This window comes from Amycolatopsis sp. NPDC051071 (assembly GCF_040682875.1).
Classification (GTDB): domain Bacteria; phylum Actinomycetota; class Actinomycetes; order Mycobacteriales; family Pseudonocardiaceae; genus Amycolatopsis.
On sequence record NZ_JBFBBY010000025.1, the window covers coordinates 42380 to 63765 of the forward strand.

At 66.5% G+C, this 21386-nt stretch carries 19 protein-coding genes; 2 read left to right on the forward strand and 17 right to left on the reverse strand.

Translation table 11 applies throughout. From position 1 onward, the window contains the following. Window positions 1-543 precede the first annotated feature (543 nt). Window positions 544-1431, reverse strand: coding sequence for an SAM-dependent methyltransferase (locus tag AB0M65_RS11550; RefSeq protein WP_364025190.1), 888 nt, complete (start codon window positions 1429-1431; stop codon window positions 544-546). Next, on the reverse strand, window positions 1418-1681 hold the full coding sequence (locus AB0M65_RS11555; protein ID WP_364025192.1) for a hypothetical protein: 264 nt from the start codon (window positions 1679-1681) through the stop codon (window positions 1418-1420). Before AB0M65_RS11555 ends, AB0M65_RS11550 begins: the two co-directional genes overlap by 14 nt. 717 nt (window positions 1682-2398) lie before the next feature. Here AB0M65_RS11555 and AB0M65_RS11560 point away from each other — a divergent pair. Together AB0M65_RS11560 and AB0M65_RS11565 are read left to right on the forward strand one after the other, a co-directional pair. Beyond that, a complete protein-coding gene (locus AB0M65_RS11560; RefSeq protein ID WP_364025195.1) occupies window positions 2399-3715 on the forward strand; it encodes a hypothetical protein in 1317 nt (438 codons plus the stop codon). Window positions 3716-3744: 29 nt separating this feature from the next. After that, window positions 3745-4284 (forward strand): GNAT family protein, encoded by a 540-nt coding sequence (locus AB0M65_RS11565; protein ID WP_364025198.1) that lies wholly within the window; start codon window positions 3745-3747, stop codon window positions 4282-4284. Between the two features lie 507 nt (window positions 4285-4791). Here the strand turns inward: AB0M65_RS11565 and AB0M65_RS11570 are convergent. From AB0M65_RS11570 to pyrR, 15 genes are all read right to left on the reverse strand, one after another. Further along, on the reverse strand, window positions 4792-6885 hold the full coding sequence (locus AB0M65_RS11570; protein ID WP_364025201.1) for a primosomal protein N': 2094 nt from the start codon (window positions 6883-6885) through the stop codon (window positions 4792-4794). A gap of 116 nt (window positions 6886-7001) precedes the next feature. Continuing rightward, window positions 7002-8204 carry a methionine adenosyltransferase gene (gene metK / locus AB0M65_RS11575; RefSeq protein WP_364025266.1) on the reverse strand — a complete coding sequence of 401 codons (1203 nt, stop codon included), beginning with the start codon at window positions 8202-8204 and terminating at the stop codon, window positions 7002-7004. A 95-nt stretch (window positions 8205-8299) separates the two neighbouring features. Further along, window positions 8300-9520: a bifunctional phosphopantothenoylcysteine decarboxylase/phosphopantothenate--cysteine ligase CoaBC gene (gene coaBC, locus AB0M65_RS11580; protein ID WP_364025204.1), complete on the reverse strand. Its 1221-nt coding sequence runs from the start codon at window positions 9518-9520 to the stop codon at window positions 8300-8302. Window positions 9521-9579: 59 nt separating this feature from the next. Then, entirely contained in the window at window positions 9580-9846 is a 267-nt protein-coding gene (gene rpoZ, locus AB0M65_RS11585) for a DNA-directed RNA polymerase subunit omega (RefSeq protein ID WP_364025271.1), read from the reverse strand. Between the two features lie 5 nt (window positions 9847-9851). Next, the gene (gene gmk / locus AB0M65_RS11590; protein ID WP_364025206.1) at window positions 9852-10508 is read right to left on the reverse strand and encodes a guanylate kinase; all 657 of its coding nucleotides are present in this window, start codon (window positions 10506-10508) and stop codon (window positions 9852-9854) included. Then, window positions 10505-10822, reverse strand: a complete 318-nt coding sequence (gene mihF, locus AB0M65_RS11595; protein ID WP_364025209.1) for an integration host factor, actinobacterial type — start codon at window positions 10820-10822, stop codon at window positions 10505-10507. The genes gmk and mihF overlap by 4 nt, the downstream gene beginning before the upstream one ends. Window positions 10823-10929: 107 nt before the next feature. Further along, window positions 10930-11769, reverse strand: a complete 840-nt coding sequence (gene pyrF / locus AB0M65_RS11600; protein WP_364025211.1) for an orotidine-5'-phosphate decarboxylase — start codon at window positions 11767-11769, stop codon at window positions 10930-10932. Beyond that, entirely contained in the window at window positions 11766-15080 is a 3315-nt protein-coding gene (carB, locus tag AB0M65_RS11605) for a carbamoyl-phosphate synthase large subunit (protein WP_364025214.1), read from the reverse strand. The genes pyrF and carB overlap by 4 nt, the downstream gene beginning before the upstream one ends. Further along, a complete protein-coding gene (locus AB0M65_RS11610) occupies window positions 15080-15709 on the reverse strand; it encodes a DUF4276 family protein (RefSeq protein ID WP_364025217.1) in 630 nt (209 codons plus the stop codon). The genes carB and AB0M65_RS11610 overlap by 1 nt, the downstream gene beginning before the upstream one ends. After that, on the reverse strand, window positions 15706-16908 hold the full coding sequence (locus AB0M65_RS11615) for an AAA family ATPase (RefSeq protein WP_364025220.1): 1203 nt from the start codon (window positions 16906-16908) through the stop codon (window positions 15706-15708). Before AB0M65_RS11615 ends, AB0M65_RS11610 begins: the two co-directional genes overlap by 4 nt. Continuing rightward, on the reverse strand, window positions 16908-18041 hold the full coding sequence (gene carA, locus AB0M65_RS11620; protein ID WP_364025223.1) for a glutamine-hydrolyzing carbamoyl-phosphate synthase small subunit: 1134 nt from the start codon (window positions 18039-18041) through the stop codon (window positions 16908-16910). The genes AB0M65_RS11615 and carA overlap by 1 nt, the downstream gene beginning before the upstream one ends. After that, window positions 18041-18550 (reverse strand): transporter, encoded by a 510-nt coding sequence (locus tag AB0M65_RS11625; protein WP_364025226.1) that lies wholly within the window; start codon window positions 18548-18550, stop codon window positions 18041-18043. The genes carA and AB0M65_RS11625 overlap by 1 nt, the downstream gene beginning before the upstream one ends. Beyond that, window positions 18547-19839, reverse strand: a complete 1293-nt coding sequence (locus AB0M65_RS11630; protein ID WP_364025228.1) for a dihydroorotase — start codon at window positions 19837-19839, stop codon at window positions 18547-18549. The genes AB0M65_RS11625 and AB0M65_RS11630 overlap by 4 nt, the downstream gene beginning before the upstream one ends. Continuing rightward, window positions 19836-20768, reverse strand: coding sequence for an aspartate carbamoyltransferase catalytic subunit (locus AB0M65_RS11635; protein ID WP_364025231.1), 933 nt, complete (start codon window positions 20766-20768; stop codon window positions 19836-19838). Before AB0M65_RS11635 ends, AB0M65_RS11630 begins: the two co-directional genes overlap by 4 nt. After that, the gene (gene pyrR / locus AB0M65_RS11640; protein WP_364025234.1) at window positions 20765-21376 is read right to left on the reverse strand and encodes a bifunctional pyr operon transcriptional regulator/uracil phosphoribosyltransferase PyrR; all 612 of its coding nucleotides are present in this window, start codon (window positions 21374-21376) and stop codon (window positions 20765-20767) included. Before pyrR ends, AB0M65_RS11635 begins: the two co-directional genes overlap by 4 nt. Between the last annotated feature and the right edge of the window lie 10 nt (window positions 21377-21386).

The following is a 21386-nucleotide window of genomic DNA, read 5'->3' on the forward strand; positions in this document are numbered from 1 at the left end:
ACTTGTCTCCTAACTATTGGGCGACTTTCCCGGAAAGTTGAGGCTCGGAGGCGGCGGGGAGTCACACTCGCCGCCTCCGAGCACCCGCCGTCCCTACTTGACGACGGGGGTTGGACCCAGCCGTCGCGCCCGGCGGGGGGCTTCACAGGCGCGACGGCCGAGAATTAATCAATCAGAACCCTTTAGGCAGTGAGCCCTTCGTGCTGGATCTGATCCAACGGCAGCCGACCATACTGCCGGTTCCGCCGTGGCTCGCGGCAAGTCTGAGAAACGCGTCCCTTTTCCGCCTCCGAGAGACTGCGAACACACGACGTCGAGCCCTGGCTATCGCCCACCTGTAGCGCGTGGTGGGCCGCAGAAGCACGGCCTCTCTCCACGTAATTCTCACATTGTCCTCAAACGCGATATCGTCCGCAACCAGGCTGCCGACGTAGCTAATGACTTCGTCATAAATATCAGTGCGACAGTCATAAGTGTTTTCGCTGAGCCACTTTGACGGATCTTCAATCCTGATATTCATTTTCACTGTAACATCTACCGGGCTCATAGCAGCCGATCCGGGATCGCGAGGAAAGCATCAGCCTTTCCGACCTGCGCGACGACGGCGGCAGTGAGCATTCCCGCTACCGGACTGATCAGTGGCGGCCCCTCGGGATACCACATGTAAGCTGGGCCGACACCAGGCGGCAAAATCGTCGTACCGGCAAACATGGTTTCGATTTCCTTCCGGGTTGCGACCTGACCAACACCAAGCGAGCTATGGTTCAGGTGATACTCGAAGCTCCGGGCGAGTGGAGTGAGTTCCGGATGTTCCGGGTCAAGCAAATGTGTTGCGATGACAAACGAACCATCCGGAAGATGTTCTATGTGCTCTTGAACCACCCCGGCAACCTCGGCGCGCGTCCCGCCGTGAAACGAAAGAATCCCGCTCAGTATCAACGCGACAGGCTCTCGCCTGTAGGAAACAGGGACGTTCTCGATCGTTTCCCACATCCGCTTCGGGTCGTAGGGATCGACCTGCACCACGTGCGTCTGATTCTCGCTGTCCCCGATGAGTGCCCGTTGCGCCGCAGCGGCCAGGCAGTCAGCTTCGATCACGGCGATGGTCGCCGAGCGTTCACAACGTCGAATGACCTGGTGAAGGTTCTGGTCAGAGAAGTCAGGCAAGCCGTAACCCGCGATCAGCCACCGCGTTAGGCAGTAAGAACGCGCCAGATATCGGATCGCACGGCGCATGAATTCACGTTCCGAGGCGAAGACAAATCCAATGTCAGGCGACACGCTCAAGAGTTTGCCTCGCAACTCGCGTTCGATCTCATGAGCTTCTTTTCCACCGAGGAAAGCGTCATAGAGGTAGGGCAAATTAACCCTGGTGGAGTCAACGCCCGGCGGGTTGTACGTCCACTGCCGAGTTGCCTCATCGAGGGTCATAGATCCCCCCGGCACGCTGGCGCGACAAGTCCCTCGCCAGCGGACCCAGGTCGGTGAACGTGCCGTCCACCTCACCGGCGCTCCGCGACAACAGCGCACCGATGGAAACGAGTTCTTCGCCGCACTTCCGGAGGCCGGCAACCTGGCGCTTCGGCGCCTTCTGCGCCCGAGCTAACCGCGCGGCGTGCTTCGCAATCGTCGACGCGGCCTCAAGCGCGCTCGCCAGAAGCTCATGATCCTGTTCGCGCATAGCAATGCTCCTGACTCGCGGTCCGCCGGGGTTTCGGGATCTGACCGAGCCGCGGAGGAGGCTCCTCCGGCAGTTCCCCCTTACTCGGCGCCCAGGCATCACTCGGCGGCAGCTCGTAACTCGGCCTCGTCTGCGGCTCAGCGTCCACGACAAGCAGGTCAGGCCGTGTCACGTCATCCAGAAACGACCGATCGACAGGAGCCCTGTGCACCTCACGCGGCACCTGTGGCGAAGCCGTAAAGAGCGGAAGCGGCGCGGTATCCATGGTGGACCCAGAAAGGTCGCGAATCAGTCTCGCAAGACGGATCGACTTCTCTTTAGTCGCTTGCTCGTCGATGCGCCGCTTGACCGCCTTCCACGACGTGTACTCATCAGGATCGCAATGCTCGCCGACAGACCGGAAGAACTGGTCCCAGACCTTCCAGGCGGCTAGCCCCAGCGCGCATAGCCCTACAAACACGCCACAGATGACCCCGCCAACGTGCACCGTTGCGCCGCTCATCTTCATCCCTCACCGTCTCGAACTGGGCGTCTTCAGCGCCCGAACGGATTTCACTCTCTGTGCCGAGAGCACGCCTTAGCGTTGCCGCCGACTGGGTGAAGTCGGTACGTCAGGAGACTTGACGTCTGTTGACTTCTCTTGACGTCTTGTAACGGCGTTCGCCACGCAGGGTGTCCGCCCTCTAGCCTGGACAGGCCCCAAGAGATGGAGGTGCGATGGACGACAAGCTGCCGCGAACCCGGCTTGAGCAGCTAATGAGCCATAGGCACATGACGGTCAAGGACTTGACCCAGCAGGTTGTCGCGATCACCGGCGAGCACGTCTCAGACCGACAGGTGTATCGGTGGGTCGTCGGTGAGGTGCGCACGCTTCCCTTCGCCCAGTCTCAAGCAGCGCTCGAAGCGATCTTCGCGGAGCCGGTTCAGAGGCTCGTCGGTCCTCCATACGGCAGCGGGCAGGTTTCGCAGGCGTCGCTAGTTCGTGCACCCGGTCTTCAATTGGATTACGAGCGGGACAACTGGAAGCGGCAAATGATCGCGTTGAGCGCGACTCGTGCGCGCGAGTTTTTGAGCAAGAGGGAGGTCTCTACCGTGGGTCCCGAAACGATAGGCCAGTGCGCAGACGACGTCCGCGAACTGACGGTTCGATATCAGCAGGAACCGCTGGAGAACCTGCTTGCCAAGATGAGCAGTACTCAAGAGCGCCTGTTCAGCTTTCTGGATGGACACCAGAAGCCAGCAGAGAAAAGAGAGCTCTACTTACTTGCAGGCGTAGCCTCTGGGCTGATGGCTCGGGCTTCGCATGATACTGGCGATTCAGAAGCCGCAATGACCAATGCTCGGGCCGCCTTTACTGCCGCCAATAATGCGGGTCACTCGGGCCTGAAAGCTTGGGCCAAAGGCTTGCAGTCTCTCATCTCATACTGGAAACGTCGCTACGATGAATCAATTAAGTATGCGCAAGAGGGGCTCGCTTTCGCAAACGCGAACCCCAACACGTCAGCTGTATGGCTCGCATCTGGGGAAGCGCGCTCCCTTGCGGCCCTTGGACGATTTGAGGAAGCGCAGGCTGCGGTGAACCGGGCGGCTGATATACGGGACCGCGTTCAACGCGACGACCTTGATGAACTCGGAGGATTCTGCATTTTCACCCGCCCACGCGAGCTCTACTACGCCGCTGAGGCGTTGGCGTGGGGAGGCCGTAGCCAATCGGACCTTGCCGAGCGCGTCGCGCTTGAGGCAATTACCGCCTACGAGAACGCTCCGACGTCAGATCGAGCGTTCGGAGACGAGGCTGGCGCTCGCTGCGCCTTGGCGATCGCGAGGATTCAGCGCAGCGAGTTCGAAGGCGCTTCCGTCGCGATGGCAGAAGTTCTAGAGCTGCCAGCATCGCAACGAACACATGGGATCGTGACCGCCGTTGAGGACGTTCAGGGCGTCCTGAGTCGCGTAGCCATCGAGGCCAGGCCGATCAGTGAACTCGGAGACTCCATGCGCGTCTTCTCGTCCGAACGTCTGGCGCTCCCAAAATGAGCGAATCTATCGATGTAAAAGGATCACGGATGGTTGACGAGCTACGCGGCAAGATCACAAAGCTTCGCGACTTCAAAAGCTCGGACGGTGCCGCTGCCTTCAAGATTGTCGGCGATGACCGGGTCACTAGCTTTCTGTCGTTCGACAGTCGCTCGCCTGGGATGGCGCAGAAGATGGTCGACGATGCAATCGCACGTATCGACGGAGCGCTACGAACTGAGTACTACTTAGCAATCACGCGGATCGATGATGACGAGCTGATCGGTACCTGCCGCATCGCCTTCTCTGGCGTGAAGGCGGCCAAGCTCGGTTACGCCATGGCTGCGGAGCAGTGGGGCAACGGCTACACCACTGACGCTGTACAGACCATCCTCACCTTCGCCTTCGGAACCCTCGACTTGCATCGCATCACGGCCGCGATCGGCCCCGACAATCATGCATCGCAAGCCGTGGTCAAGAAACTCGGCTTTACCCGTGAGGGTGTCCTGCGGGATCACGTGTTCACCAACGGGGCGTGGCGAGACTCAGTACTCTTCTCGGTTCTGAACCGTGAATGGCCAGCGACCTAAGCGCCCACGATCAGTACATTGCCGCTCTGAGTTACGCGGTCGAAGCCTCAAGGAGGCACCTGCCACTCCCTGTGCACGGACTATGCACAGGGAGTGGCATCGGTTAACAAGCTGACAGCGTCCGACGGGTGCATGCCTGTAGGAGCACGCGCCCGCCATGCCGCAAATCACGCTTGTAGTCTCTGAGCTGCGAAAACAGCACTCAGGGTTTCACTGCCTTAGTTGAAACTTGACTTTCGCAACGTTGAAGGTTGCGAAAGTGCCCTTCGCAACACTTGCGTGAACGCTCGGCTCGTGGGCGGGCGGCGCCTTACGCCGGAGCGGGACCAGGACGCCCCCTGTGTGGATTTCAGCTCATCCAACGCGCCGAAATCCACACAGTCCTACTCCTCGATGCCACGCCGACACCACGAAACTCCCCGTCCGCGCCAGATCCTGCCGCGTTTAGTCCTCTAGTTGCGGTGGTTCGGCATCGAACTACCGCAACCAGAGGACTACTTGCGGAGGCTAGATGAGCTCAAGCGGGTCCAGCTGGATCCGGATGGGTTCGGGGGCCTTGCGGGCGTCCCGGCGCGCGGCGGCCGCGTGGATCGCGGCGGCGAGGGCCTTTCCGTCCGGACGCGCGACGCGTACCAGTGCGCGTTCGCGTTCGGCGTTGCCGTCCTCGTCGACGTCGCCGAGCGGCACCGGGCCGAGTACCTCGCCGGTCTCCGGGAGGGCGAGGTCGTCGAGCAGTCCGGCGACCGCGTCCGGGGTGCCTTCGATACTCGCCATCCGCATCACGGGCGGGAAGCCGAGTTCCCGGCGTTCCGCCAGTTCCTGACTCGCGTGCCAGCCCGGATCCCACCGCACCAGTGCCTGTACGACGGCGAGACCCGCTTCCGCGCCGACGAACACGCGTCCGCCGCCGGTGCCCGGCCGCACCAGGGCCGCGGCCGCCATCCAGCGGCGCAGAGTCTCCTCCCCCGCGCGCAGGTCCTGCCGTCCCAGCAACGCCCAGCCGTCCAGCAGCAACGCGGCGCCGTACCCGCCTTCCGCGATCGGTTCGGCTCCCGGCGTGCACACCACCAGCGCGGGTTTTCCGGGCACTGAAGCCAAAACCTCCGACGCGCCGGAGGTCCGCACCGGGAATCCGGAGAACGCGCGGCCGAGCTCTTCCGCGGTCCGCTTGGAGCCGACGACGACCGCCCGCAACCGTACGGAACCACAAGCAGCGCAATGAAAATTCGTCTCGGGGACACCGCACCACCGGCAGGCGGGCGGTCTCGGCGAGCCGTCGATCAGCCCGCCGGGCAGGGAAAGCGGGCCCGCGCACCGACGGCAGTGCGCCGACGTCCGGCAGTGGCCGCAGGCGAGGCCGGGCACATACCCGCGACGCGGAACCTGCACCAGGACAGGGAATCCGGCGGCCAGCGACTGCCGCGCCGCCTCGAAAGCGACCGAAGGGAGCCGTGCCGCCTTCGCCGCTTCGTCCCGTGCGACGTCGAAGTCCTCGCCGACCGGGGTCACGCGCGGCGCGGCGGCCCGCAGCTCGGGGCGGGCCGCGACAAGTGGTTGCGCCCAGCCCGATTCCACCAGGAACTGTGCCTCGGCCGTCCGCGCGAACCCCGCGACGAGCAGGGATCCCTTCGCGACGTGCGCGCGATCCATCAGGACATCGCGGACGTGCGGATACGGCGCGTGCTGGTCGAGGTGGACGTCGTCGCCGTCGTCCCACACCACGAACAGACCGGGGTCGGCGACCGGCGCGAACATCGCCGCGCGGGTGCCGACGACGACCCGCACGGTGCCGCGCAGCACCGCGAGCCAGCGACGGTAACGCTCGGCCGGACCCAGCCCGGCGATCAACGCGACCACCGCGTCGGAGCCCATCAACTCGGAACAGGCGTCGTGCAGCCGGGTCAGGTCACGGTGGTCCGGCACGACCATGACGACACCGCGTCCGGCAGCGGCCGCCACCGCGGCGGCTTCGGCGAGACGCCGCGGCCAGTCCTCGCCCGGCAGACCCTGCCAGACGGCGTTGGCCGGACGGCGTTGGCCGACGGCCTCCAGGAAGGCCGGACCGTTCTGGTACTTCTCCCAAGCCGCGGTGTCCGGGGCCGACGGCACGGGTGCGGGCTCGGCGGCGGGCTCTCCCTCGACCTTCGCGTGCCTCGACGGGATCGCCAGCCGCAGGACGTCGCTGAGCGTGCCGCCGTAACGGTCCGCGACCGATCGGCAGAGCGTGTGCAGCTCCGGAGGCAACACCGGCTCACTCGACGTCACCCTGTCGATGTACGCGAGCTTCCCGGTGAAGTCCGTGGTGTCGGCGCGCTCGACGAGGTAACCGTCGACGAGCTGGCCCGCGAACCGGACGCGCACCCGGCAGCCGGGCACGGCGGTCTCGTGCAGCTTTTCCGGGATCTGGTAGTCGAAGGTCCGGTCGAGGTGCGTGAGCGGGATGTCCACGACGATCCGCGCGACCGGGTTTTCGGGCGCGGGGTTCTGCGCGCCGCGACGGCTGGTCTTACCGCGCGACGGTTTGGCCTTCCGCGCCGGTTCGGCTTTCTGCGGAGGCTCCGGGAGGTCCCACAGCGGGGCCGGTTCGGGACTGCTGCTCACCCGCTGATCTCTACCAGACTCCCCCGACACAGCCTGTCACCCCGTGCGATGAAAGTCCCCTTCATGGCGAAATTTGCCATGAAGGGGACTTTCATAGCGCTACTGGACGCCGAAAATCAGGCGCCCGCGGCCGACTTCAGGTCCACCGCCCGCGCCGTGCTCTCCCACGGGAGATCCAGCTCGGGACGGCCGAAGTGACCGTACGCGGACGTCGGCGCGTAGATCGGCCGAAGCAGGTCGAGGTCGCGGATGATCGCGGCCGGACGCAGGTCGAAGACCTCCGTGATGGCGGCCTGGATCTTCGACGGGTCGACCGTCTCGGTGCCGAAGGTCTCGACGAAGAGGCCCACCGGGGCCGCCTTGCCGATCGCGTACGCCACCTGGACCTCGGCGCGCGAGGCGAGACCGGCGGCGACGACGTTCTTCGCCACCCAGCGCATCGCGTACGCGGCCGAGCGGTCGACCTTGGACGGGTCCTTGCCGGAGAACGCGCCGCCACCGTGACGGGCCATGCCGCCATAGGTGTCGACGATGATCTTGCGGCCGGTCAGGCCCGCGTCACCCATCGGGCCGCCGATGACGAAGCGGCCGGTCGGGTTGACCAGCAGCCGCACGTTGGAGGTGTCGAGCCCGAGCTCGGCGATCTCCGGGGCGACCACATGCTCGCGGACATCGACGCCGAGCATCTGCTCGAGGTCGATACCGTCCGCGTGCTGGGTGGACACGACCACCGTGTCGAGCCGCACCGGCTGGTCGCCGGCGTACTCGATGGTGACCTGGGTCTTGCCGTCCGGGCGCAGGTACGGCAGCACGCCGTCCTTGCGGACTCGGGTCAGCCGCTGCGAAAGGCGGTGCGCCAGCGCGATCGGCAGCGGCATCAGCTCGGGGGTGTCCGAGCAGGCGTAGCCGAACATGAGGCCCTGGTCGCCGGCACCCTGGCGGTTGATCTCGTCCTCGTCGGATTCGACGCGGGACTCGTAAGCGGTGTCGACACCTTGTGCGATGTCGGGCGACTGAGAGCCGATGGCGACGTTGACGCCACAGGAGTTGCCGTCGAAACCCTTGGCCGAAGAGTCGTAGCCGATCTTCAGGATCACGTCGCGGACAATGGTCGGGATGTCCGCGTAGGCCTCGGTGGTCACCTCGCCGGCGACGTGCACCTGCCCGGTCGTGATGAGGGTTTCGACCGCCACCCGGCTTCGCGGGTCCTTGGCCAGCAGGCCGTCCAGGATCGAGTCGCTGATGGCGTCGCAAATCTTGTCGGGATGACCCTCAGTCACCGATTCCGATGTGAACAGTCTGCTCGTGGACGCGGTCACGGTGGCCGTCACTTCCTCACCTAGACGTCTGATGCCCAGAAAGTTAGGCACCCCTTAGCTGTGCTCAAGCGTACTTACTATCGTTGGAGAGTCCCTCAACGCTTCATCAAGGTCACCACAGCGTCCCACAATGTGGACGCCAGCTCCGCCTTCGCGCCGAGCGGGATCGGAATCTCGGTCCCGTCGGCCCCGAGCAGCCAGCCGGAGTTGTCCTCGGTCCCGAACGCCTTGCCCTCGCCGACGGCGTTCACCACCAGCAGGTCCGCGCCCTTGCGCTTCAATTTGACCCTGGCATGGTCGAGGACGCCACCCTTATCGTCCCCTGTTTCCGCGGCGAACCCGATGACCACTTGGCCCGCTGTCCGGTTCCGGACGAGCTCGGCCAGGATGTCGGCGTTGCGGGCGAGTTCGACGACCGGATCCGGCGTGTCGTCGGACTTCTTGATCTTGTGATCGGCCCGGTTCGACGGCCGGAAGTCGGCGACGGCGGCGGCCATCACGACGACGTCGGCGGACGCGGCCTCGGCGTGCATCGCCTGGCGCAGTTCCTCGGCGGTGGACACATGCACGACCTTGGCACCCGCCGGTTCCGGCAGCGCGATGGTGTGCGCGGCCACCAGGGTGACGTCGGCGCCGCGCTGGGCGGCGACCCGGGCCAGCGCGTAGCCCTGTTTCCCCGAGGAGCGGTTGCCCAGGTAGCGGACCGGGTCCAGCGGCTCGCGGGTGCCGCCTGCCGAAATCGCCACGCGCACGCCTTCGAGGTCGCGCGGGAGGGCGTTCGGTACGGCCAGCAGGAGCCGGGCGAGGTCGACGATCTCGGCGGGGTCGGCGAGCCGTCCCTTGCCGGTGTCGGTGCCGGTGAGCCTGCCGGCGGCGGGTTCGGCGACGACCAGGCCGCGTGAACGCAGCAGCGCCACGTTGTCGCGGGTGGCCGGGTGCTCCCACATCTCGGTGTGCATCGCCGGGAAGAAGGCGATCGGGCACCGGGCGGTGAGCAGGGTGTTCGTCAGCAGATCGTCCGCGATACCGTGCGCGGCCTTGGCGAGCAGGTTCGCCGTGGCGGGCACCACGATCACCAGATCGGCTTCCTTGCCGACGCGGACGTGCTGGACCTCGGGCACCTCGGTGAACACGCCGGTGTGCACCGGATGCCCGGACAGTGCCTCGAAAGTGGCCGCGCCGACGAAGTTCAGCGCGGCTTCGGTGGGGACCACGCGGACGTCGTGACCGGATTCGGTCAGCCCGCGCAGGACCTCACAGGCCTTGTAGGCGGCGATGCCACCACCCACGCCCAAAACGATCCTGGGTTTACTCAACGGTGTTCTCGGCGGTTTTGCACGGGATCACCTGGACAGCCGCCGTGACCATTGAGTGCCTACTCACCCTCGGTGTGCTCGAGCAGGCCACCGTGGATCTCGCGCAGCGCGATGGACAGCGGCTTCTCGCGCGGGCCCGGCTCGACCAGCGGGCCGACGTACTCCAGCAGACCCTCGCCCAGCTGGGCGTAGTAGTCGTTGATCTGACGGGCGCGCTTGGCCGCGTAGATCGCCAGCGCGTACTTCGAGCTGACCTTTTCGAGCAGGTCGTCGATCGGCGGGTTGGTGATGCCTTCGAGCTCTTCGTGGATACCGAGCGTGGACATGGTCGTCACTCGTGGTGCTCCGAATCTTTGGGTGTCTGGTCGCCGACTATCAAGTTTAGCAACTGCTCGGCGGCGTCACGCACGTCGGCGTTGACGACACGCTCGTCGAACTCCCCGGCGGCGGCGAGTTCACGCTCGGCCTCGGCCAGCCTGGCCTGTACGGCGGCCTCGTTCTCGGTGCCGCGGCCGGTCAGCCTGCCGACCAATTCGTCCCACGACGGCGGCATCAGCATCACCAGCCGCGCCTCCGGCATCGCCTTGCGGACCTGCCGCGCGCCCTGGAGTTCGATCTCCAGGATGGCGTTCTTGCCCGCCGCCAGCGCCCGCTCCACGGGCTCGCGCGGGGTGCCGTAGCAATTGCCGGTGAACTCGGCGTATTCGAGCAGCTCGCCCGCGTCGACCATACGGTCGAACTCGGCGCGGTCGACGAAGTGGTAGTGCTCGCCGTCCACCTCACCCGGCCTCGGCTTCCTGGTGGTCACCGAGACACTGAAATAAATCTCCGGATCCAGCTTGCGCAGCTCCCCAGCCACGCTCGACTTCCCGACTCCGGAAGGCCCTGAGACGACCGTGAGCCGGTGCCGGGAGTTGAGTCCCGCCACCGGCTCACCGCCGCGGTCAGCGCCCGGGGTCACCGGGTGGTCCTGACCGATGCCGCTCACTCGCCGCTGAATTCGGCCAGCAGCGCCTTGCGCTGCCGGTCGCCGAGGCCGCGAAGACGACGGCTGGGTGCGATCTCCAGTCGTTCCATGGTCTGCTGGGCACGGACCTTGCCGACGCCCGGAAGAGCCTCGAGCAAAGCCGAGACCTTCATCTTGCCGAGGACTTCGTTCTCCTCGGCCTGCTTCAGCACCTCGACCAGAGTGGTACCGCCCCGCTTCAGCCGCTCCTTCAGCTCAGCACGGATGCGGCGGGCGGCGGCGGCCTTCTCCAGCGCCGCAGCGCGCTGTTCCTCTGTCAGCTGGGGAAGTGCCACGTTTTCCTCCGGTAGTTCTCAAATCTGGGTGGGTGTGGCGACGGTACCCACCCGTTACCTCGGGCCACAATGCGGGGGTGGCTGGTCATGACCGATTCCCGGGCCTGCTATTGGCCGTTTTCCAGGGGACCGAGGGAATCCCGTGTCCGCCGAACGGCCGCACGCAACGCTTCGGGAGCCGGTCCGTGCTTGAGCACGTCGCGGGAGGACGCCGGGAGCACACCCGGCAATCCCGGCCCGAAAAGGCCACGGAGATCGGCCACAGTCGCTCCCTGTGCCCCGAAACCGGGTGCCAGGACGGGACCGTTCAGCTTGCTCAGATCGAGCTCTCCCGGCGCGATGGTCGCGCCGACGACGACGCCGATGTCACCCAATGGCCCGACACCGGCGTTATGCGCGCCCGCCGTGTCGACGATGTCCTGCGCGACGGTCTTTCCGTTGGGCAGCACGGCGTTCTGCAATCCCTGCGCCTCCGGGTTGGAGGTGCGCGCGAGGACGAACAGCCCCTTGCCTTGCGCCTGCGCAAGCTCGACGGCGAAGTCCAGCGAGCCGAAGCCGAGGTACGGCGACACGGTGATGGCGTCAGCTTCGAGTTCGGCCCCCGCTGGAAGGAACGCCGCCGTGTACGCCGCCATCGTGGAACCGATGTCGCCACGTTTGACGTCCAGCAGGACGAGCGCGCCCGCCTCCCGGCACACCTTCATCGTCTTGGCCAGAACAGCGACCCCAGGAGGCCCGTAGGCCTCGAAAAAGGCCGACTGGGGCTTGATCACCGCGACCTCGGGCGCGATCGTCTCGGCGGCCGTGAGGGCGAACCTCTCCAGACCGCCCGCGTCCGCCGGAAGTCCCCACGCCTGGAGCAACCCTGGATGGGGGTCGATCCCGGCGCAGAGCGGTCCCTTTTCCGCGACCGCCCGCGCCAGCCTCGCCCCGAACCGCTCGGTCACGACTTGGCCTTCAGCGCCGCTTGGAGGCTCTGCAGCGACCGCACGCCGATGTCGCCCTTGATGACGGCCTCTATCCCGTGCACGGCCGCCGCCGCGCCCTGCACCGTGGTGATGCAGGGGATGTCCCGCGACACCGCGGCGGTACGGATCTCATAGCCGTCGATGCGCGGACCACTGTTGCCGTACGGCGTGTTGATCACCATCTGCACGCCGCCGCCGAGGATGACGTCCACGACGTTGGGCTCATCGGCGGTCGAACCCTCGTAGTACTTGCGCACGACGCTGCAAGGAATCCCATTGCGCCGCAACACTTCCGCGGTACCGGAGGTGGCGAGGATCTCGAACCCGAGGTCCGCCAGCCGCTTCACCGGGAACACCAGCGAACGCTTGTCGCGGTTGGCGACGGAGACGAACACCTTGCCCGAGGTCGGCAGCGAGCCGTAGGCCCCGGCCTGCGACTTGGCGAACGCCTTCCCGAAGGAGACGTCGACGCCCATGACCTCACCGGTGGACTTCATCTCCGGGCCGAGCAGCGAGTCGACGCCGTGGCCCTCAGGAGTACGGAAGCGGTGGAACGGCAGGACCGCCTCCTTGACCGCGACCGGCGAATCGGCGGGCATATGGCCCCCGTCACCCTCGGCGGGAAGGACGCCGGACTCGCGCAGTTCCTTGATCGACGAACCGGTCATGATCAGCGCCGCGGCCTTGGCCAGCGGCACCGCGGTCGCCTTCGACACGAAAGGCACCGTCCGCGACGCCCGCGGGTTGGCCTCCAGGACGTAGAGGACGTCGTCCTTGAGCGCGTACTGGACGTTCAGCAGGCCGCGGACGCCGACACCACGCGCGATGGCCTCGGTGGACTGGCGCACCGTCTCGATGTCGGTGCGGCCCAGCGTGATCGGCGGCAGCGCGCACGAAGAGTCGCCGGAGTGGATCCCGGCCTCCTCGATGTGCTCCATGACGCCGCCGAGGTAGAGGTCGTCGCCGTCGAACAACGCGTCGACGTCGATCTCGATGGCGTCGTCGAGGAAGCGGTCCACGAGCACGGGGTGCTCGGGGGTGACCTCGGTGGCGCGGTGGATGTAACCGGCGAGGGATTCCTCGTCGTACACGATCTCCATGCCGCGTCCGCCGAGCACGTACGACGGCCGCACCAGTACCGGGTAGCCGATCTTGTCGGCGATCCGCTTCGCACCCTCGAACGAGGTCGCCGTGCCGTACTTCGGCGCGGGCAGCCCGGCGTCGGTGAGGACCTCGCCGAACGCGCCGCGGTCCTCGGCGAGGTGGATCGCGTCCGGGGAGGTGCCGATCACCGGGACACCGGCGTCGGCGAGGCGCTTCGCGAGCGAGAGCGGGGTCTGGCCGCCCAGCTGCACGATGACGCCGGCGACGGTGCCGGACTCCTGCTCGGCGTTGACCACTTCCAGGACGTCCTCGAACGACAGCGGCTCGAAGTAGAGCCTGTCCGAGGTGTCGTAGTCGGTGGAGACGGTCTCGGGGTTGCAGTTGACCATGACGGCTTCGAAACCGGCCTCGCGCAGGGCGAGCGCGGCGTGCACGCACGAGTAGTCGAACTCGATTCCCTGCCCGATGCGGTTCGGCCCGGAGCCGAGGATCAGCACCTTCGGCTTCTCGGTCTGCGCGGTGATCTCCGACTGCGCCGCGGGATCGGTCTCGTAGGCCGAGTAGTGGTACGGCGTCTTGGCCGCGAATTCGGCCGCGCAAGTGTCGACGGTCTTGTACACCGGCCGCACGCCGAGACGGCGGCGCAGCGCGCGGACACCGTCCTCGCCCGCCAGTTCCGGCCGCAGCGCGGCGATCTGCTGGTCCGAGAGGCCGGTGCGCTTGGCGCGCCGCAGCAGCGGCTCGTCGAGCACCAGCGCGTCACGGACCTCGGAACCGACCTCGCCGATGAGGGCGATCTGGTCGATGAACCACGGGTCGATACCCGACGCCTCATGGATCTGCTCGACGGTGCCACCGAACCGCAACGCCCGCTCGACCTCGTAAAGGCGTCCGTCATGCGGCGTGCGCAGGAGGTCCAAAATGGACTCCAGCGTCGCGCCTTCCGGATCGGGGCGGGTCCAGAAGCCGGTGGCCTTGGTGTCGATGGACCGCAGTGCCTTGCCGAGTGCCTCGGGGAAGCTGCGGCCGAATGACATCGCCTCGCCGACGCTCTTCATCGTCGTGGTCAGTGTGGGATCCGCGCCGGGAAACTTTTCGAAGGCGAACCGCGGCACCTTCACCACGACGTAGTCCAGCGTCGGCTCGAAGGCCGCCGGGGTCTCGCCGGTGATGTCGTTGCGGATCTCGTCGAGGGTGTAGCCGATGGCGAGCTTCGCGGCGATCTTGGCGATCGGGAAGCCGGTCGCCTTCGACGCCAGCGCGCTCGACCGCGACACCCGCGGGTTCATCTCGATGACGACCATGCGGCCGTCTTCCGGGTTGATCGCGAACTGGATGTTGCAGCCGCCGGTGTCGACGCCGACCTCGCGCAGCACGGCGATGCCGACGTCGCGCATGTGCTGGTACTCGCGGTCGGTCAGGGTCATCGCGGGCGCGACGGTGACCGAGTCGCCGGTGTGCACGCCCATCGCGTCGATGTTCTCGATCGAGCAGACGACCACCACGTTGTCGCGCCGGTCGCGCATGAGCTCGAGTTCGAACTCCTTCCAGCCGAGGACGCTCTCCTCGATGAGCACCTCGGTGACCGGCGACTCGTCGAGGCCGGAGGTGGCGAGGCGCTGCAGCTCCTCGTCGGTGTGCGCCATGCCAGAGCCGAGCCCGCCCATGGTGAACGACGGCCGGATGACCACCGGCAGGCCGACCTCGGCGACGGTCGCGCGGACCTCGTCCATGTCGTGGCAGACCCGCGAACGCGGCACCTCGGCACCGATGGTGCGGACGATGTCCTTGAACTTCTGCCGGTCCTCGCCGCGCTGGATGGCGTCGATGTCGGCGCCGATCAGCTCGACGCCGTACTTCTCCAGCACACCGCGCTCGTGCAGGGCGACGGCGCAGTTCAGCGCGGTCTGCCCGCCGAGGGTCGCCAGGATCGCGTCGGGGCGTTCCACCGCGATGACCTTCTCGACGAAGTCCGGGGTGACCGGCTCGATGTAGGTGGCGTCGGCGAATTCGGGGTCGGTCATGATGGTCGCCGGGTTCGAGTTGACCAGCGAGACGCGCAGGCCCTCTTCCCGGAGCACCCGGCAGGCCTGGGTGCCGGAGTAGTCGAATTCGGCCGCCTGGCCGATCACGATCGGCCCGGAGCCGATCACCAGCACGTGCTGGATGTCTGTCCTCTTCGGCATTAGTTTTCCTCACTCACCAGGCGCCGCAGACCGTCGCGGAAGACCTGAAAACTCTGGGAACGATTGTTCTCTACATCCATGTGTGGTGCGACTTCGGAGGCAAGCAGCATCTTCTGCAGTCGGGGCTTGTGATAGCCATGTCTGGCGAGCACCCGGCCAAGCGCTTCACAGGTGCCGCCGGCGACGGCGTCAGGATCGCGGTATTTCTGTTGCTTGTGCAGCGTCGACGGAATCCTCGGGTACGCGGCACAAAGAGCGGGCACATCGCCAAAGAACCATGCCTCGAGTTCTTCCACGACGATCCTGTTCAAGATCGTGAACCCGTCCGACGTCGCACTCGTCGTGATCAACCCTGCGGTCTTCGCCATCACCTGCAGTCGCTCCTTGAGTACGACACAGTCGTCGTCATCTCGATCGACCAGCACAGCCACCCTGATTGACTCCCAGCTCAAACGAGCCGCATAGCCAGCCAAACGGCGCGGCAGGTCTTTCAACAGGGCATCCTTACCCCGGAACTCGAAGATCTCGAACCGGGTCCCAGGAACAATCTTCGGGACCAGGACCTCAAGCGCCCGCTTCGCTGAAGGTTCTTCGACAAGGATCTCGAGCGAGATTGGTTCCTCCGTCACGCTGGACGTCCCGACCGCGTGAGGGGATCACCCAGTCCGAAGTAGCCCTCCATCCAGAGATTTCCCAGCATTCCGCCTGCGTCCACCATGGCCATGAGCCGCTTGTTCTTCGAGGCTCGAGCGCACCTGGTGAAACCGTCCTCATCGCGATACAAGGCCCACATCTCGTCGGGGTATAGCGCATCGGCGAAGTAAGGCGAGTGCGTCGTGACGAGGAGCTGGCTCCTTGCCGAGGCCCCACGAACTTCCTCGGCCAATGGGTACAATAACTTTGGGTGAAGCTGATTCTCAGGCTCTTCGATACCGATAATCGGCGCCGGTGCCGGGTCGAACAGGACCGTCAAGTACGCAAGCAGCTTCAAGGTGCCATCAGAGATGAACCTCGCGAGTACGGGCGTGTCGAAGGGCCGGTCCTTGAGGCGCAGCAGCAGGCGCCCGTCCGGCATCTGCTCAGAGTCGACTCGCTCAAGGCTCGGCACCCGCTGGCCAAGCACGTCGAAGATCGTCGCCAGCCTGTCTTGGTGACGATCTCCCAGGTACTGGATGACATTCGCCAGGTTGTCTCCGGTAGCTGAAAGCCTCTCCTGAGGACCAGACATCGGCTGCTGCCGGACATGGTCGATGTTGAGGTACGAGAGGTACCAGCCAGTGATGAATCTCCGCAAAGCCGCCACTTGCGGATAGCGGCTGAGCTGCCCAAGGCTGCTCACGGCCAACAGATCCGGACTGTCGAGCGTCTCGATGAGCTTCTCGTTCGCCCGTTCGTCATAGACAGCCCCCTCGCCTCGCGAGAAGTTGAGGATCTCTCTTGGTCGCCCCTGGGCTGGGTTGGTCGTCCACTTGAGCAGCTCGCTCACCACAACCGGCGACCCTGCCTCCTCATCGATCGCCAGCACGTAGGTGATCAATCGTCCGCTGTCCGGGTCACGATATTTGAGTTCGAACTGGACGGGCCCCTCAGCCCCTCGGCTGCGGATCTCCGCGATTCTATTGCGCGCATCCCAAGCACGACGGAGGTTCGTGCTGAAAGCTTCGTGAAGAAAGGCGAACACGTCGAACACGGTTGATTTGCCGCTGCCGTTCGGACCGAACAGAACGGTCAACGGCGTGAGCTTCTCGAAGGTCACATCTTTCAGCACTCGGTAGTTCCGGATGTGAAGTCTCTCGATAGACGGCTTTGACCTGCTTTGGGCAGCCATCACGACTTCTTCTCCATCAAGCTCACGAACTCGTCGAACAAGGGAGCCGCGTCGTGCGGGCCGGCGGCGGCCTCGGGGTGGTACTGCACCGAGAACGCGGGGACGTCGAACGCGCGGACACCTTCGACGGTGTCGTCGTTCGGGCAATAGTGCGAGATCTGCGCGGCGCCGAACGGCGTCTCGAAGCGCTGCCCCGGCTCGCCTTCGAGGGCGAACCCGTGGTTCTGCGCGGTGATCGCGACCCGTTTGGTCGCCACGTCGATCACCGGGATGTTGATCCCGCGGTGGCCGTAACGCATCTTGTAGGTGCCCAATCCCAGCGCGCGGCCGAGGATCTGGTTGCCGAAGCAGATACCGAACAGCGGGATTTCCCGCTGCAGCACCGCTTTCGTCAGGTCGGTCGCGTGCGCGGTGGTCGCCGGGTCGCCGGGGCCGTTCGACAGGAACACGCCGTCCGCCTCGATCGCGAGCAGATCGTCCACAGTGGACGACGAGGGCAGGACGTGCACCTCGATGCCGCGCGCGGCCATCAGGCGCGGGGTGTTGGACTTGATGCCCAGGTCCAGCGCGGCGACGCGGAACCGGGTCTCCCCCTGCGGCTTGACGACGTACGTCCGGTCGGTGCTGACCTCGCCCGCGAGGTCGGCGCCCTTCATCTGCGGGCCGGCCTGCACCTGCGCGAGCATTTCCTCGTCGCTGCCCAGTGCCTCACCCGAGAACACGCCGGACCGCATGGCGCCCTGTTCGCGCAGATGCCGGGTCAGCGTGCGAGTGTCCACTTCGGAGATCCCGACGACGCCCTGGCGCTCCAGTTCCTCGTCCAGCGTGCGCTTGGAGCGCCAGTTGGACGGCGTGCGTGCCGGGTCGCGGACGACGTAGCCCGAAACCCAGATGCGGGAGGACTCGTCGTCCTCGTCGTTCCAGCCGGTGTTCCCGATCTGCGGAGCGGTCTGTACCACGATCTGCCGGTGGTAGGAGGGGTCGGTCAGCGTCTCCTGGTAACCGGTCATGCCGGTGCAGAACACCGCCTCGCCCAGGCTGCGGCCACGGGCGCCGTACGCGGAGCCGCGGAACACGCGGCCGTCTTCCAGGACCAGTGCCGCGGGGGTCCTAATGCCGTTCGCGGTGCTCATCAGGCACCTCCCTTGATTTCGTCGCGAATGTCTTGCCAAGCTTCGATCCACTGTGGATAGTCGTCGACCTCGTCACCGCGGAATCCGGTGTCCAGTTCGACGTCGCCCGCCAGCCAGGTGACGACCAGCAGGGCGTCGATGCCCATCACCTTCCCGGCCATCCCCTTGTCCTTGCGGACGCCGGTGACCGAGGCACGCGGGATCCAGAAGTCCGGGGCACCGCCGCGTTCGATGGCGATACCGTCTTCGTGCAGCCGCCAGACCGCGCCGGTGCGCAGCCCGGCACCGCGGGTGACCACCCGTTCCTGCCAGTGGCCCGCCGTCGTCGTGCTGATGTAGACGCCGGTCGATTCGAGCAGCACGTCACCGGGTTCGGACGGGATCTCGGCGAACGGCGGCACCTGGACGCTCTGCGACCGGGACTTGCGTCGCCAGCCACGCCACATCAGGAAGACGCAGATCAGGAAGAAGGCGAAGACCGCCAGTGTCAGCAGGATCCGGTCGCTCATGAGGTGATCTTCCCTTCCAGCGCGGTGATCCGCCCGCGCAGCAACGTCGCCGTCACCACGCCGGGGAGCCGCATTCCTTCGTACGGGGTGTTACTTGAGATGCTGGCAAGTTCGAAAGCCCGCACGGTCCATTCGGTGTCCGGGTCCACCAGTGTCAGGTTGGCCGGTTCGCCGACCTCGATCGGACGGCCGTGGTCGGTCAGGTTGCCGATCTCGGCGGGCCGCTCGCTCATCACGCGCGCCACTCCCCGCCAGTCGAGCAGTCCGGTGCGGACCATGGTCTCGACCACGATCGACAGCGCGGTCTGCAGACCGAGCATGCCGGGGCGGGCCGAGTTCCACTCGCAGTCCTTGTCCTGGACGGCATGCGGCGCGTGGTCGGTGGCGACGCAGTCGATGACGCCCTCGGCCAGCGCGGCACGCAGTTTCTCGGCGTCGGGTCCGGTGCGCAGCGGCGGGTTCACCTTGTTGACCGGGTCGTAGGTGGCGAGCCGCTCGTCGGTCAGCAGCAGATGGTGCGGGGTGACCTCGGCCGAGACCTTGGTGCCGCTCTCCTTGGCCCACTTCAGGATGTCGGCGGTGCCCGAGGTGGAGACGTGGCAGACGTGCAGCCGCGCGTTGGCGTGCCGGGCGAGCAGGCAGTCGCGGGCGACGATCGACTCCTCCGCCGAGGCGGGCCAGCCGGTGTAACCAAGCCGCGCGGCCTGCTCACCTTCGTGGGCCTGCGCGCCGACGGTCAGCCGCGGCTCCTCGGCGTGCTGCGCGATGACGACGCCCAGTGCCGTCGAGTACTCCAGCGCGCGGCGCATCAGCAGCGGGTCGGCGACACAGAGTCCGTCGTCGGAGAAGACCTTCACCTGGGCCTCGGACTTCGCCATGGTGCCCAGTTCGGCGAGCTTCTCGCCCTTGAGGCCCACGGTGACCGCGCCGACCGGATGCACGTCGACCAGCCCGGCCTCCTGGCCACGCCGCCATACGTGGTCGACGATCACCGCGTTGTCGGCCACCGGGTCCGTGTTGGCCATGGCGAACACGGCGGTGTAGCCGCCGAGCGCGGCCGCGGCCGAACCGGTGGCGATGGTCTCGGTGTCCTCGCGGCCGGGTTCACGCAAATGGGTGTGCAGGTCGACGAAACCGGGGAGCAGCACCTGGCCGCGCGCCTCGATCACCTCAGCGTCTTCGGGAACGTCCAGGGCACCGATATCGGTGATCACGCCATCCTCGACGAGTACGTCGACCGGGTCGCCCTCACCGTAGGGTCGGGCGCCCTTGATCAGGACGGTGGTCATGCGTCGGCCCCTTCGCTGGCGAGCAGGTGATAGAGGACCGCCATGCGCACGTGGACGCCGTTGCGGACCTGTTCGGTGATGGCCGAGGCCGGGGAGTCGGCGACCGCCGAGGCGATCTCCATCCCACGCAGCATCGGGCCGGGGTGCAGGACGACGGCGTGCTCGGGCAGGAGCTTCATCCGGCGTTCGTTGAGGCCGTAAGCGATCGAGTACTCACGCGCGCTGGGGAAAAAGGCCCCGTGCATGCGCTCCGCCTGCACTCGCAGCATCATGACCGCGTCGACCGCGGGCAGTTCGGCGTCGAGTTCATGCGACACCGTGACCGGCAGGCTCTCCACCCCGGCGGGCAGGAGGGTCGGCGGCGCGACGAGCACCACCTCGGCGCCCAGCGAGGACAGCAGGTGGATGTTGGACCGCGCCACCCGGCTGTGCAGGACGTCGCCGACGATCGCGATCCGGCGTCCCTCCAGCGAGCCGAGCCGCTCCCGCAGGGTCGCCGCGTCGAGCAGCGCCTGCGTCGGATGCTCGTGGGTGCCGTCCCCCGCGTTGACGACCGCCGTCCCGGCCTCGGCGAGCCAGCCCGAAAGCCGCTGTGCCGCCCCGGAGGCGGGGTGCCGGATGATCACGCAGTCGGCGCCTGCCGCGGCCAGCGTCAGCGCGGTGTCCCGCAGCGATTCACCCTTGTTCACCGAGGAACTGGACGCGGAGACGTTGATCACGTCGGCACTCATCCACTTCCCGGCGATCTCGAACGAGACGCGGGTGCGGGTCGAGTTCTCGTAGAACAGCGTGATGACGGTGCGGCCACGCAACGTCGGGAGTTTGCGGACCTCGCGGCCCAGCAGGGTGTGCTTGAGCTCTTCGGCGGTGTCCAGCACGGCTGTCGCGAGCGCCGGGTCGAGCCCGTCGGTGGCGAGCAGGTGCTTCACGATCGGTCTCCTTCTGGTGAAGCGCTCTCATTCAACGACCGCAGCAGAACCGTGTCCCGGCCGTCCACTTCGGACAGCAGGACCTCGATCCCCTCGGCACGCGAGGTGGGCACGTTCTTGCCGACGTAGTCGGCGCGGATCGGCAGTTCGCGGTGGCCGCGGTCGACCAGCACGGCCAGCTGGACCGCACGCGGGCGGCCGTGGTCGCGCAGGGCGTCGAGGGCGGCGCGGATGGTGCGGCCGGAGAACAACACGTCGTCGACCAGGATCACCACCGCGTCGTCGATGCCGGTCGGCGGCAGCCGCGAATGCTCGAGCGCGCGGGGCGGGCGGCGGCGGAGATCATCACGGTAGAGCGTGATGTCCAGCGCACCGGTCGGCGGACGGATGCCGGAGAACTCGGCGATCTTGTCCGCGAGCCGCAAGGCGAGCGGGGTTCCCCTGGTGGGGATGCCCAGCAACACGGGCGGAGTCGAGCCACCGGCACCGAGAGCGGTCTTCTCGATGACCTGGTGGGCCATTCGGGCGATCGTACGCGCGACATCGCCGGACGAGAGGAGCTCACGCTCTCCCGCCGGTTCCGCCGCGCCACGCGGGCGTGACGACAAGGCGGACCCC